Origin of the sequence: Acidovorax facilis, from assembly GCF_023913775.1 — a bacterium.
GTDB lineage: Bacteria > Pseudomonadota > Gammaproteobacteria > Burkholderiales > Burkholderiaceae_C > Acidovorax > Acidovorax facilis.
On sequence record NZ_JAMXAX010000045.1, the window covers coordinates 25,286 to 38,403 of the forward strand.

Genomic DNA, 13,118 nt, shown 5'->3' on the forward strand with positions numbered 1-13,118 from the left:
TCAATCCTTGGTGGTGGGTAAAGGGGATACAACACCCACGGCGCGCAGCCAGCGGGCAGTTTCTGGGTGCACGAGCAGGGGCGTACCGGGTGGTTCTTTCTTGCCCATGTGCTCATGCTCGCGAGCAAGAATCACGTGCTCCATGGCCGGTGGCGCAGGGGGCTGCGCGGCCTTCCTGCGCGCCTTGGGAGTGGTTGGTTTCATGGTTTCCTCCATTCCGCCCAATTGCGGGTTTTGAGTTCCAGGGCCGCGCTGTGGCACAGCAGGCCCGCAAAGATCACGGGGCCTGCGCTGGCAACCTGCACGCCGCGCTCCTGGGCTACGCCAGACCCGAGCAGTCCGGGCAGGCCCAGAGAGCCGTCCACGCGCACGGTGTCGCGCATGCGCTCCACCAGGTCATCGAAGATCAGCTCGCTCTCGATAGCGGTCTGAAACGCCAGGTAGCCACGCACCAGCCAGGTGTGCTCATTCAGGATGCGGCCATTGGCGTTGACCTCGGAGGTAGCGGTCCGCCGCACGTACCAGCCACGGATGTGGGGGGTCGCTGCAAAGGCGTCCATGGCCGGGTCGGCATGGGTGTACAGGTAGGACTGTTTAAAGCCGATTTCGCCGTCTGCGTACCGCTCGCAGGCGTGCACCACCCCCACTGCAGGCACTGCACGCAGCAGGGCCAGCAGTGCAGAGCGCGAAGCGGCCAGGGTTGTTGGCGTCGTCATGCATCGCCTCCCACAAGATGGGCGGCCACCTTGGCGGCAGCCCGTTCAAACATCGCGATCACCTGCCCCTCGGTGGACTGCACCGCACGCGCCATGGGGTGCTGGGCGGGCGTCCCCTCGCGGGCGATCTTGCGGGCCACCAGGAACGCAACGCGCTTGACTTCCTTGGGCTCGCGGATGCCCAGCACCGCCTTCACCCAGGGCTCAATGGCCGCCACGGGCGGCATGTGAGGTCGCGTGCCCAGCTCCAGAAACAAGGCGTTGGGCTGGCTGCTGCTCACCACGCCCAGAACGCCTGCGGGCGTGCTGGCAACGTCGCTGGTGATGCTGCGTGCCGTGAGGCCAGACACGCGTGGCAGGTTCTCTTGCCACTCGCGTTGCACCAGCAGCGTGGCCTCGGTCATGGCCTCTTGCAGCACCCGGTCGGTGTACTCAGGTGCGTCCCGCAGACCTCGCGCAAACGCCTGCAGGTCGCCCAGGCTCATCGACAGGTTCATAGCCCACCTCGCTGCACCAGGCGGTGCCGAGGGTTGCGGCTAGGCCAGCTCACCACGCCTGCGGCGGCCGTGGTGCCAGTGCTGTTGCCCCCCGCCGTAGCCTTGAACGGGTCGGCAATACCCACCCCCGCGTAGTAGGCAGCACGCAGCTCCTTGGACCGGGCGGCAAACTCGCGCGCACGGGTCTCGGTCAAGCTGGCGTCGGAGCCCATGGCGGTCTCACGCTGGGCGCTGTAGTGGGTCGCCAGTTGGTGGCACAGCAGGTGAGCTGCGTACTGCGCCACCGCCAGGCGGTGCCTGGCCGGGATGGTGTCTTCGGTGGCCGACAGCTCGTGCTCAGCCATGAAGGTCACCCGCACAACGCCACCAGCCGCCACATGGTCCGCCGCCATGATCTGCCAGCCCGTGGGAGACAAGTAGGCCGACACGTTGATCTGTGCGATCGGCTCCCGCCCAATGGGGTATTCCGCCGCTTGAATCCAGGCACTTTCTGTCCACCCCTCAGGCGCGGGGGCCAGGGCGCCTTCGGGCCAGGTCACATCGTCCACCATGCGGCGCGGCTGGTCTGCGCTGTATTGAAGGCGTGCGGCCTCCAAGGCGCGGGCGCGCGCATCCGCAGTAAGCACTGCGGCCTGGTCGCGGGCCAAATCGCCCAGTAGCGCCTGATAGTCGGCCAAAGCCATGATTGGGTCGGTGTCCTGTTTAAAGGGGTTGGATGGGTCGGCTGGGTTGCCCAAGGCTCCAGAAGCACATCCGGGGGCCTTGGACAACCCACCCCCTGCGGGGCGGGCCGGGCTGTGTTCATGCGGGAGAGCCAATCCCTGGCGCCTTTCAGGCGCCGTTCGCGCCGCTGGGTGTGTCCAGTGCGTTACGCCACCACGGCCTTGGTGAAGGCGCGGAAGTCCGTCACTGCGCCGCCGTAGATGTGGCGAATCTTGTAGGTCAGCTTGTCGGCCGCGAACATGGAGCCCACGTTGGGGGTGTCCTGCACGAACAGCTCGGGCTCTTCGCGGCCGTCCAGGAAGCCCATTTCGATACCGGGGATGTCAGCCGGGTCGGCGGCAGTGCACCAGTCGTTGGCATCGGTCCAGTACCAGACGGGAATGATGTTCATCGTCAGCGACTGGATGAACGTCTTCTCGTTGTTGGTGGACAGCTTGAACAGGTCTACAGCGGCTTCCTGCAGGTCGGCAGGCACCACCAGGCGGGTGGGTGCAATGCCAATGCGGTCATCGCTGGTCAGCTCGGTCTGCTTGAGCATCGCCAGGCGGTGAACTGCCAACTCGGCCTTGGACAGCGCGGCGGTGAACAGATTGGCATGGTCCACATGGAACAGCGCCTTCGTGTCATAGATCACTGCGTTGCTGCGCAGGAAGTCGAACACGAACTTGGCAAGCGTGCGTTTGGCAGCGCGCGACAGCTTCGTCGGGATGCGGCGGATCAAGCCCACGTCGTCGTTCTTGATCATCTCCAGCGTGATGTCTTCCGTGCCACCCTTCTTGCCCGCCTTGTAGGTGGCCTCTTCATCGCTCGGGCTGGTCAGCGGCTGGTAGTCGGCGCCCTCGGCCACGGTGGGCAGGTCGCCATAGCCGCCCCAGCGCGTACGGTGCTGCATGCGGAAATCGTTCACCGGTACAACGTTCACGAGCTGGCGCCAGCCGTCGAAGTCCACGGCCGCACGGTACTCGGCCAGCATGCGACGCGTCACACTGTCGCCCAGCACTTCACCCAGGGAGGTGCTGCCCAGCGATTCCACCAGGCGCGACTGGTCGCATTCGCGCAGACGGCCGGTCACCAGGCGGTCACCCGTCATCTCGATGTAGCACTCCTTGAAGGACTGCACGCGGCCATGATCCTTGTGCGCTGGGTCCCAGAAAGCATCCAGCATGTCCTTCATCGTCAAGCTGCGGTCACCCACAACGATGGCGCCGTTGCCAAACATCGGCACGCGCACGGCACCGCTCTCGGTCATGCGTGCGATGTAGTCACCCTCGGCCTTGATCAGGTCGCCCACGGCGGCTTCGGTCAGGCGGTCGGCGCCAGCGATGGCTACCTGCGCCTGCAGGCGGTCCTTGGCGGCCTGGGGCAGCTTGGCCGCGTTGATGCGGTCGCGAGCAGCACTGCGCAAGGTGAACACTTCCAAGTCAGCACGGGTCAGGGGCGTGTTGTCGCCTTGGGCTTCGGTGACGCGGGTTGCACCAGGTGCGGCTGGCACCAGGGAGCCGCACACGGCTTCGTGCAGGTTCACCAGTTCGTCGTCACCGATGGTCTCGGCGTTGATGGTGGCGTGCTTGGCGGGGTCTTTGGCCTTAATGGCCTCCAGCATGCGTTGCTTCCAGAGGGGCATAGCTTCTTCCTTCGGGTTGGGGATGGATGGATCGGCGGCGGCTTCAGTCAGGCGATCCAGGCCGCCGCCAGCGCCCGGTTCGACAATCAGGTCAACGGAGTGCACCTTGGTGAACTTCACGGCCTCGCGCAGGGTCTCCGCCCCGGCCTTGCGCTGCTTGGTGCGGGCGTCCGCGTCGATGGACAGGCCCAGCAGGCTCTGCATGCCGCGCTTGACGGCCTCGGTCATCTTGGTGACGGCCTTGTCCGTGGGGTCCAGGGCTTTAAAGGTGCCCACCAGCGCGCCAGTGTCAGGTGCTTTGCCCTCCACGAAACGCACGCTGTAGATGCCGCCAATCAGGTTGCGCACGTCCTTGCCCTTGCCCGCGATGTGCTCCGCGTCGCTCTTGGTGAACACGCGCACGCCTTCAAACATGGACACGGCCTCGCGCAGCGTGGCGTCGGGGTAGTAGTTGCGGTTGCCGCTGCGGCCCGAGCGGATCAGCGTCACTTCGATGGAGCCGTCTGCAGCCTCCCGGAAGGCACCATGATCAGCATCACCGCCCAGTGCCTCGCGCACTGCTGCAGCCACGGCGGTGGGGGCAGCGGGCACAGGAGCTGGTGCTGCGACAGGCACTGTGGGAACGTATTGCTCAACCACCTCAATGGGCGCACCAAGCACCACCTGGTCAGTCCCAGCGATGTGCTTAAACGAGTAGCTGTACTGAAAGTGCTTGCCGTCCAGCTCGATCACGGCACGGTCGCTATAGATGGCCGACAGGCTCACGTAGCGGCGCTGCTCGGGCAGGCGGCCGTTGTTGATCTGCTCGGAGATGGCGGCGCGCACCACGTCGATGAGCTGGCGAAAATCGCGCTCTGGGGCGGCGGCTTCGCGCATGGCGGCATCCACCGCTGGCCCGCTGCGCAGCCCGCCACAGGCAGCCAGCGCTGCAATGAGTTGAGCCCAGTTCATGCGGGCTTACTCCTCACCGGAGCTGGTGAGCTTCTGGCCGTCCTTGGTGACCACGACCACATGGGTGCCGTAGTCCTTGAAGGCCAGGACTTCTTCAGCCTTGACGGCCACGCGCTTTTCTCGCGGCACCTTGGCGGCTTTTGCGTCGTCGCCTTTGCCGTCCACGAGTTCGACCACCGTTCGCTGTACGCGCTTGGCGGCCTCTGCGAAGGTCAGTTCTCGGGATTTGCCCTTGTCGGCCTCGGGCGTATTCTTGGTGTCGGACATGCATCACTCCATCCATGTGAGCCGCGGAAGGCGGCGGGTTGCGATGGAGTGACTGTGCCGAGGGGGGCACAAAAAACTAAGGCCGACGTGTGTCGGCCTTAGAGGATGGGAGAGCGATTCTTAGCGCATCACTGGGTTCAAGGGGCGCGGCACTATCAGCTCCAACTCGCCCTGCGGAAAATGGGTTTCGAACAGGTCGTATGCTTTTCGCTCCTGACCCCGCAGCCATTTGGTGAGTTCGAACCTATCGTTGACTATTCGAGCGCGTTCATTCTTGACGTCGTCCAAATGAAGGTCTCGATCCTTCTTTTTGTGCTCATCTAAGTCGATATCAAGTTGGCGGTGCTTTTCGAGCTTGATAGCAAACTCTTCGTTGAGATAGGTCAGTAGTTCATGCCCGAGAAGGGCTTCGGCGGTTTTGACCCCATCGCGATAGGCGACAACGTCAGCATCGGTGACCGTTCCATTCGCTCCAACTTGATCGATGACGTAAAGGACGGCTCGATAAGCGGTGATTCTTTTCTCAAAAGCATCTGACCTGTTTTCATCCGTCAAAGTCGCTGTCATATTAATCTCCTGCGATAAAATCTTTTAGCGATTCTCATTTCGCCAAATTGTCTGGCTGACCTACAACGGCTTTCGACCCGGAATTCGCCTCTTTGTACTGCTCCCATTCTTGCTTCACGTTGGGCAGTACATCCAAGTACCTTTGAAGTGCCTTGTGGACTCCACCAGGGCCGACAACACCACGTCTCTCCAACAGTTCACCTCTGTTCACTGAGTCGACTGGATCAGCCTCGTCTTCCTTCCACACGCTGAAAGCGACCACTACCAAAGCGGACGAGAACTCCACGCGCTCAATCGGGACAGCAGTAGTCGTATCAGCGAAGAAACTCACCTTGGACAAACTAGGATTGGACAAGGCCCGGTGGAACTTCGTTCGCCAGTACTCTTCTTCTTCGCTTTGGATTGTCTTATACACAGGGGTCTGAATCGACTTCACCAATCGCTCCGCGCGCAGTAAGTGCCGCGCGGCCGTCAACCATGCGAGTCGACGGTTTTCCCCATCCCCCTTAATCCCATCCTCGTCCAGAACTTGAAACGCCCAACCATAGGACTTTCGTATCTGCTCAAGATTGTCGACATCGAAGATGCGTTGCTGCTGCTCTTCAAACGCCTTTCGGCTGTTTAGTTGCGCTTCCTCAAACGCCGCGCGGCTGCTTCGCTGCTCTTCCTCAAACGCCCGTCGGCTGTTGGCCTGTTCTTCTTCAAATGCTCTGCGACTGCTGTAGGTGCTGTAAGCAACGGCTGCAAGCGCGAGAGCGGCAAAAAAAGCGTTGACGCCCCCGAAAATGTCACCAACTTGCCCCAAGTCCGTACAGGACTGCGGGGCGGAGCAGATCAGTTTCTTAAAGATCGAAACGCCCCAGAGGCCCCACCAAAGCCACACGCCTAATGCTAAAGCAGCGCCTCCGACAATTTTGATCCAACCTGATTTCGCAATGACTAAAAGCCGCTTGCAATAGTCTTCACTCCGCGCCACCTTCTTCTCCCAAATTTCAGAATAGAAGACAGCCTACCCCATGACTCTCCCTTTAAACACGCTTTAAATCGCCCGGCGTGGCAATTCGGCCGAGATTCCTATGGGGTTACCGCGTGGAATGGGTTTAAAGCAACGTAGCCCCGACGGCTCCGCCCCCTCACTCCTGCCGCCGCCCCGCCTCCTTGGCCGCCTTGTCCAGGGCCGCCTTGCGCGCATCCAGCTTCAGCTCCAGCTCGGTGAAGGGCTTGGCCCCAGGGGTGACCACCTTCCAGCTCTTCATATGGGGGATGGCAATGCACCCGCAGTTGATCACCTGCTCGGCCGGGGCCTTGGGGTCGTGGGGGCACAGCATCAGGTCGATGCCGCCCCCAGGGTTGGGCACCTTGAAGGGCTTACCCGCCTCCACCACCTGGCCGTCCATCAGGTCATGGTTCCAGCGGCTGTGGGTCTTGCCGCTGCGCCGCCACTGCTTGCCCAGGCCGGGCACCAGGGGGGCGGCTTGGGTGAGGCGTTCTTCGGCCGCCAGGGCAAAGGCACGGCCCAGCTCGGTACGCACGATGGTGGTGGCGCGCTGGGCTGACTCGGCGCCCAGTGCGGCCTGCACTGCCTTGATGGCCTCAAACGGCGTTTGCGTGCCGATGGTCACCAGGCCAAGCTGGCGGCCGATCTTGCGCAGGGCTTCGCCCCCTACGTCTTTCAGGCGTAGCTTGCCGAAGGCCCGCATTTGCTGCAGCACGCCCACATCGAGCTGGGCCAGGCGCATCTCTACCTGGTAGCCGATCCGTGCCAGTGGCTTGTCGATGAAGTCCTCGCCCATGCGCCAAGCGTCCTGCATGCGCAGCTCAAACAGCGAGCCCGCCTTACCCGTGGCACCCGACAAGACGTCTTCGATCTGGCCCAGCAGCCGCGACAGGTGCCACTGCTGCCAGTCGGCAGGCAGCTCCGCCAAAGTAGCCAGGATCTGTGCGCGCGCATCCACCAGCGTCTGCAGCACCTGGGTCTCCCCCGTCAGCAGCAGCCGCGCCCGCTCGCGCAGGCGCTGCGTCAGCTCGGCCTCAAACTCCCGCTCAGGCCGCGACTTGGTTGCCATCTTCGCCAGCCGCTACAGCACCCTTGGTGCCCACGCCAGCGGCATCACGCTCTGCGCGGGCCGCTGCCAGGTCTGCGGGCTCGTTGCGGAACACATCCGATGCTGCCGCCTTGGCCTTGCGGTCGGCCGATTCCTTGCGGGCGGCCTCCAGCTCGGTCTTGGCGTCAAAGTCCTGGCCGAAGCGCTGGGCCACGTCAGCCACCAGCTTCAGGGCGGTCTCTTCGGTCAGCAGCCCGGCGTCAATCATCTGCACCACGGCAGTGACCACCGACACCATGGCAGCTGCAAACTTGGTCACGTCGCGGTTCACCAGCTCGGGGAAGACGGCGGTCACCTGCCACTTGTCCTCGGCCCAGTCGGGCTTTTTCCCATTCGCCTCCGCAGCCTTCCAGAGCACGAAGCGCCCGATCTCTTCCAGCGCGAGCTTCAGGAAGTTCTGCCGCCCGGTGTAGATCTTGAAGGTGGGCTCGCCCATCTCGGATGCGGCCGCACGGTTCACATCGCCGCCGCCGCCAAACCAGTGCTCGGGCGTGGTGCTGCCGCCCAGCACATGATTGCGCAGCAGCCGGGCGCTCTCGCTGGTGTCTGCCGCCTGTAGTTCGGGGGCCTTTGCCTCAAGCTTCACAGTGTCGTTATGCACAAAAGTGCTGTTGGGCGCAGGTGCTGTGAATTCCTTCTCATACTTTTTGACCGCCTCGGGATCGGCGCCTGTCAGGGTCACATCCCACACAAACGCTCTCAGGTAGCCAATGCGGTCCAGTTCGTTGAACAGGAACTCGTCATAGGCATCCAGCCAGTCAATCTGCCCCAGCAAGTCGCTGCGGCCACGGCTGCCATTGGGGAACTTGTTGAGCTGGTACAGCAGGCATTCACCGTCGGTGAAGTCCTCGGCGCGGATGCGGGCGGTGTTGGCACTGAACAGGTCTTCGTCTTCGCCCAGCACCACCACGCGGTACTTGTGCTGCTTGCCCCGGTTGTCGCGCTTGGTCACCACGCCAATGGGCTGCTCGGGGTTGTCCGGGTCGGCCACCACGGTGGCGATCTGGCGCGGGTCCAGGTAGCCCAGGCGGACGAAGCCGTCGCCTTCGCGCACATTGGCGATGTAGCACTGCTCTCCCAGCAGGCCCAGGGCACGCACGCGGGGCGTGAGCTTTAAAGGCCAGTTGTTGATAGGGTCCGACCAGAAGGCGTTGAGCAGCTTCTGGTGCTCTTCGTCCTTGCACTGCAGCGAGACGCCTTCGGCCAGCAAATACGCCAGCGGCAGCTCCACCAGGCGGTTGGCGAGCAGGTTGCTTTGCCACAGGTATTCCGCCAGCTTCTGCATGCGGTCCTGTGCCATGGGCGACAGGTCGCGGTCGTTCTGATTGCTCAGGCCGTCACCGCTCAGGCGTCGCCAGCCAGGCTCGTCAGCGCCTTGGGCGGATGCTGCCTCGCGGGTGGGTGCAGGCTCTGGCGCCGGGGCTGCAGTGATGCCCACCGCTTCCATCAGTCGGTTCAGTAGTCCCATGGGTTCAGTCCTCTGCGGCCAGCTCGGCGCCTACGAGGGCGAGCGCCAGGCGGCCATGGTCGTTGTGGTGGGAGATCACCTCGCGCAGCTTCTGCGCGGCCAGCTCGATCCCCTTGCGGTCAGCGGCTGGCAGGCCCGCGATGTGGCCCCGGATGATCAAAAGGTTCTGTAGGTCTTCGGTCATAGCGATCCCTGGTCAGCCGCGCCGAAACATGCGCTGGGCGGTGTGGCCATAGCGTTCGCGGGCGGCCTGCGCCTGGCTGGTGTTGCCGCCCTGTGCGGCTGCAGCCACACCACCCGTCACGGCCAGCATCCACAGCATCACCACCATGTCGGGGCCGTCATCGTGGTCGGCCTTGGGGAAGTGGCGGAACTGGTCGACCAACGTGGTCTGGCTGCGGTGCAGCCGGATCAGACCGTTGTGCATGTGCGGCTGCAGGCTTTCAATGCGCAGCACCTTGTCGGCGATGGGGAGCAACCCGCGCGCCGGTACCGGAACGCCGAGCTGGGCGCTGCGCTTGACCAGCTCGGTGCGCAGGAACTCCTGGAACTGCACCGATTCGACGCCCCACACGATGCAGCAGTACTCCCGCTGAAAATCAATGATGTCGCTGATGATCCGGTCGGGTGTGCGTTTCTTGATCTTGGCTTCGACAACATCCAGGATGCCGGTGGTGCGCTGGTAGCCGCCGATGCCAAGGGCACTGGGGTCGCGGCCGTTGCCGTGCCTGCCCAAAGATGGATCGGCCGCGCCATAGAACATCCACTCGGCCAGGCGGTTCACCCAGAACTGGATGCTGTGGGCAAACGGCGCATCCTCGCCCGCTACCGGGTCGTTCTGCTGCTCGCTGTCGAAGGCGCCGTGGCCTTCACGGGCGCGGCGAATCATCAGCTTGTGGATTGGGCGCAGCGCGGGCCAGCTCACCACCGCGCCTTTTTCCATCTCGGCCTGCTGCTCGCGGTACATCGCCATGGCGGCGGCCTCGCCCTCCTGGGGCGTCTCGGCGCCCAGCAACAGCCCTTCGAACTGCTCCCACAGGTCCATGCGGTCAGGCCATTGGATGATGGCTTTAAAGACCTTGCGGTTCCACAGCGGGTTCTTGAGGAAGCGTGCGAGCACCGAGTCGTAGTGCAGCACCGTGCCCACGAGGATGGCGTGCATCGAGTCGTCAGGTGGCCCCAAGTTCAGCACCGATGCAGTCACGAACTTCTGCAGCTTGTCGCGCTGGGCCGGGGTGGCGACGTTCTCATCGTTCTCGATGTCGTCCATGATCGCCAGGTCGGGGCGGTGCGCTCCGTGGCGCCGACCCCGAATCTTCTTGGCCGAGCCGAACGCTTCGATTTTGCGGCCGTTGCGTGTCACGATCACGCCCGCCCGCCACACCTTGCCCTGGCCATACACCTCAGGGAAGTCGCCACCGATGCGCGGGTTGGCCTCCAGTTCGGCCTTGATCGCCTCCAGCATTTCAGCAGCCTGCTCGAAGGCGTCCATCACGATGATCGGATACCAGAGCTGCTCGGTGACCACGCACCAAGCGACGAAGCTCATGCTGATCTTGGTGGACTTGGCCTCGCCACGGGGCGCTGCAAGGGCATCGCGCTGGCCTGTGGGCGAGTTGATGACCTCTGGCAGCCGCTTGTACAGGTACAGGTGCAGCGCACTAGGCTCGGCCTTGCCGTAGTGGGGGAAGTAGTTCCGGTCCCAATACTCAAAGCCGCTCACCGGATCAAACACCTTGCGGCGCCGCTCGGCAATGGCCTCGGGTGTTACGTCCCAGCCGTCGAGATTGGCGTCGATCTGGCGGCGCAGGCCATCGGCCAGGGCCGCAAGGCCGTCGAGGAATTCCTTGTTGATCTTTGCCATATCAGTGCTCTGGGCTCGTTCCCTTTAAGGGATACGGCCCCGCCTCATCACCCAGCACCGCCACCTGCCCGCAGGCATTGAGCTGGGCCGAGAATTGACGCTCGGTCTCCTGCCGTGCCTCATCGCTACCCATGGCGCATTGGAAGCAAATGGCTACACCGTCCTCACCGTAAGGGCGGGTTTCTTTTTTCTCGCCGCAGGTCGTGCACTGCATGGTCACTTCACCTTCGCCAGCTCTTCACCAAACGGCTCCAGCAGCTCCACCATGGCCGTGAGGTGCTGTGGAAACTTGGCCTGGGCAAACGACACCAGGCGCTGCAGCACGTCGAGCTGGATGGCCTGCTTGTTCAGTTCTGGCGACAGGCGCTTGAAGCTCGCCATGGTCTTGTTGAAGCTGTCGCTCATGCTGGCGAGCGTTTCAGCGCGCTGCAGGGGCCCCATGTCCTTGGCTTCGCGCAGCAGGTCCATGGTGGCCTGGTGCTGGACCAGGTAGTCTTCCAGCAGCTTCTTGCTCAGGCTGGCGAAGTTGTCATCGCCCAGCGCCATGGCAGCGCGCACGCTGTCCCAGTCGTCGCCTTTGTCTGCGGCCTCTTGCTTCCAGCGGTTGGCGGTGCTGCGGGGAATGCCCACCTTCTTGCAGGCGGTCTCCATCGGCAGGCGCTGATAGACATACAGGCCCCGAAGCTGTGTGCGCTTCTCGGTTGCGTGGGCCATTACTGTCCAGTGCCCCCACGGCCCAGCCATTGCTTGATGCCTTCGATGGCGAGCGCGATACCAATGGACACGGCCGAGCCGCTGATCGCACCGGCTACAGCGGCCTTCTGCTCCACCACGCGCAGGCGCTTGTCGATGGCGTTGTGACGTTCTTCCATGCGCTGGTCGAGTGCGTCGATGCGCTGGTCCTGGCGGCCCAGGTGGGCGGTAATGCTGTCGAGCTTGCCGTCCATCTTTCCCAGCAGCATCAGTTCGTCTTTTTCCATTGGCATGGAGGGTTCACTTTCCGTTTAAGAAATCGATCAGGTGTTGGTAGCGCTGGCGGTCTGCCGCACAGGCTTTGGCGTTGGCTGCGTGGTTGGCCCAGGCGTCGTCAAGGCTGAGCCCGGAGCCTTTGGCACAAGCAGCGTGGGCGCCTTCGGTGGCACCAGCAGGGCTGCAGGCACCTGCCGCTTGGTCGGTGCCGGTGAGGGCGCCGTTCCACATGCGGACAGCAGCAAGAGTGAGCACAGGGCCGCCATCGACAGGAGGTGTAGCCGCAGGGCGCTCCTGCGCACCCTGCGTTTGAGGCCCAGCCGTGTCGCTGCGGGTGACAACAACCACAGGGCCAGGCACCACAAGAGGTACGCGGCGGCGAAGGTCTTGATAAGTTGCATTGAGAGCGGCATAGCGGTCTTCCTGATCGAGGTGCTCGGTGAGGTAGTTGGCGGCGGCCTGGTCGGCGCGTGCGTTTTCCTTGGCGGTTGCCGCGCGCTCGGCTTGCAGCTCCTTGGCGTGCTTGGCCTCCCAGGCGTTGTCGGTGGCGTTGCTGCCCCACCAGTAGCCGCCGCCGACAAGGGCCAGGGCGGATGTGAGGGCGATGAGGGCGCGTGCTGTCATGGCGTCAATGGGGTAGCTGGCCGACCATCCACATGGCGGCCAGGCAGAAGACGAGGAAGGCGATCAGCGCCACGCCAGCAGCGCCCATCAAGATGCGCTTGAGGGTCTTCATTGCTGCAGCTCCATGCACTTCTTGTTGCGCTCAAGCTGGCGGGTCCACACGCCTCGGCACACCCTGTTGCCGGGCGTGCTGCAGTCGAACTCCCAGCGGGTGGGCTTGCCCTGGGCATCGCGCTTGCTGATTACCCAGCCCGGACCTTCCTGGCGGGGGCTGGTGAGCTTGCGGTAGTCGAGCAACCCATCGCACGCGGGTTTGTAGTTGCCTGCGAGCAACTCACGGCGCATCGTGGAGGTGCGCCAGGCGCCCATGCCGTACTGGTATACCCAATCGAGGTACAGGTCGTATTCGCCCTGGTGTAGCAGTACGCCAGGCAGGCTGGCACGGAATGCGGCTTCGTCTTTAGTAATGTGAGCGTGGGCCTTGATCAGCGCACGCACGGGCGTAGTGGTATCGCCCATCTTCACGGGTGTGCCGTCCTCGTGAATGGTGCTGCCAAAGCCCACGGTGGGGCGGTCGCCCTGAGTTGGTATGACTGCCCGGTCGGTGTAGTTCTCAGTAAGCGACCAGCCGTACCACCTTGAACAGTCCCGCGACATCTCGCAAGATCGTGTGCACGTAAACCATCGTGGACACCATGCTCAAAGATTCAGAGACACCGAGATATGCGACGCGGCGTACCCAC

The 13,118-nt window shown here is 63.5% G+C and carries 17 protein-coding genes; all 17 read right to left on the reverse strand.

The window, feature by feature from the left end:
- Positions 1 to 204 (reverse strand): DUF7210 family protein, encoded by a 204-nt coding sequence (locus NFX52_RS14260; protein WP_055400989.1) that lies wholly within the window; start codon positions 202 to 204, stop codon positions 1 to 3.
- Complete coding sequence (locus NFX52_RS14265) at positions 201 to 716, reverse strand: hypothetical protein (protein WP_055400991.1); 516 nt, start codon at positions 714 to 716, stop codon at positions 201 to 203. The genes NFX52_RS14260 and NFX52_RS14265 overlap by 4 nt, the downstream gene beginning before the upstream one ends.
- Positions 713 to 1,213 carry a hypothetical protein gene (locus NFX52_RS14270; RefSeq protein WP_082437574.1) on the reverse strand — a complete coding sequence of 167 codons (501 nt, stop codon included), beginning with the start codon at positions 1,211 to 1,213 and terminating at the stop codon, positions 713 to 715. Before NFX52_RS14270 ends, NFX52_RS14265 begins: the two co-directional genes overlap by 4 nt.
- Positions 1,210 to 1,896 carry a hypothetical protein gene (locus tag NFX52_RS14275; protein WP_055400995.1) on the reverse strand — a complete coding sequence of 229 codons (687 nt, stop codon included), beginning with the start codon at positions 1,894 to 1,896 and terminating at the stop codon, positions 1,210 to 1,212. The genes NFX52_RS14270 and NFX52_RS14275 overlap by 4 nt, the downstream gene beginning before the upstream one ends.
- A 185-nt stretch (positions 1,897 to 2,081) precedes the next feature.
- Entirely contained in the window at positions 2,082 to 4,511 is a 2,430-nt protein-coding gene (locus NFX52_RS14280) for a phage major capsid protein (RefSeq protein ID WP_055400997.1), read from the reverse strand.
- 6 nt (positions 4,512 to 4,517) lie between these two features.
- Positions 4,518 to 4,778, reverse strand: coding sequence for a hypothetical protein (locus NFX52_RS14285; RefSeq protein WP_055400999.1), 261 nt, complete (start codon positions 4,776 to 4,778; stop codon positions 4,518 to 4,520).
- Positions 4,779 to 4,898: 120 nt separating this feature from the next.
- Positions 4,899 to 5,345, reverse strand: a complete 447-nt coding sequence (locus NFX52_RS14290; protein WP_055401001.1) for a hypothetical protein — start codon at positions 5,343 to 5,345, stop codon at positions 4,899 to 4,901.
- A 34-nt stretch (positions 5,346 to 5,379) separates the two neighbouring features.
- A complete protein-coding gene (locus NFX52_RS14295) occupies positions 5,380 to 6,321 on the reverse strand; it encodes a hypothetical protein (RefSeq protein ID WP_156358815.1) in 942 nt (313 codons plus the stop codon).
- Between the two features lie 157 nt (positions 6,322 to 6,478).
- A complete protein-coding gene (locus tag NFX52_RS14300; RefSeq protein WP_055401005.1) occupies positions 6,479 to 7,411 on the reverse strand; it encodes a putative phage head morphogenesis protein in 933 nt (310 codons plus the stop codon).
- The gene (locus NFX52_RS14305; RefSeq protein WP_238385705.1) at positions 7,389 to 8,918 is read right to left on the reverse strand and encodes a hypothetical protein; all 1,530 of its coding nucleotides are present in this window, start codon (positions 8,916 to 8,918) and stop codon (positions 7,389 to 7,391) included. The genes NFX52_RS14300 and NFX52_RS14305 overlap by 23 nt, the downstream gene beginning before the upstream one ends.
- 4 nt (positions 8,919 to 8,922) lie before the next feature.
- Positions 8,923 to 9,102, reverse strand: a complete 180-nt coding sequence (locus NFX52_RS14310; RefSeq protein ID WP_055401007.1) for a hypothetical protein — start codon at positions 9,100 to 9,102, stop codon at positions 8,923 to 8,925.
- Between the two features lie 12 nt (positions 9,103 to 9,114).
- Positions 9,115 to 10,782 carry a phage terminase large subunit gene (gene terL, locus NFX52_RS14315; protein ID WP_055401009.1) on the reverse strand — a complete coding sequence of 556 codons (1,668 nt, stop codon included), beginning with the start codon at positions 10,780 to 10,782 and terminating at the stop codon, positions 9,115 to 9,117.
- A 1-nt stretch (position 10,783) separates the two neighbouring features.
- Positions 10,784 to 10,996 (reverse strand): hypothetical protein, encoded by a 213-nt coding sequence (locus NFX52_RS14320; protein ID WP_207402012.1) that lies wholly within the window; start codon positions 10,994 to 10,996, stop codon positions 10,784 to 10,786.
- Between the two features lie 2 nt (positions 10,997 to 10,998).
- Positions 10,999 to 11,496 (reverse strand): DUF1804 family protein, encoded by a 498-nt coding sequence (locus NFX52_RS14325; RefSeq protein WP_055401013.1) that lies wholly within the window; start codon positions 11,494 to 11,496, stop codon positions 10,999 to 11,001.
- Entirely contained in the window at positions 11,496 to 11,768 is a 273-nt protein-coding gene (locus NFX52_RS14330) for a hypothetical protein (protein WP_156358816.1), read from the reverse strand. Before NFX52_RS14330 ends, NFX52_RS14325 begins: the two co-directional genes overlap by 1 nt.
- 7 nt (positions 11,769 to 11,775) lie before the next feature.
- Positions 11,776 to 12,375, reverse strand: a complete 600-nt coding sequence (locus NFX52_RS14335; protein ID WP_055401017.1) for a hypothetical protein — start codon at positions 12,373 to 12,375, stop codon at positions 11,776 to 11,778.
- Between the two features lie 108 nt (positions 12,376 to 12,483).
- Entirely contained in the window at positions 12,484 to 13,032 is a 549-nt protein-coding gene (locus tag NFX52_RS14340) for a glycoside hydrolase family protein (RefSeq protein ID WP_055401019.1), read from the reverse strand.
- Positions 13,033 to 13,118: the final 86 nt, after the last annotated feature.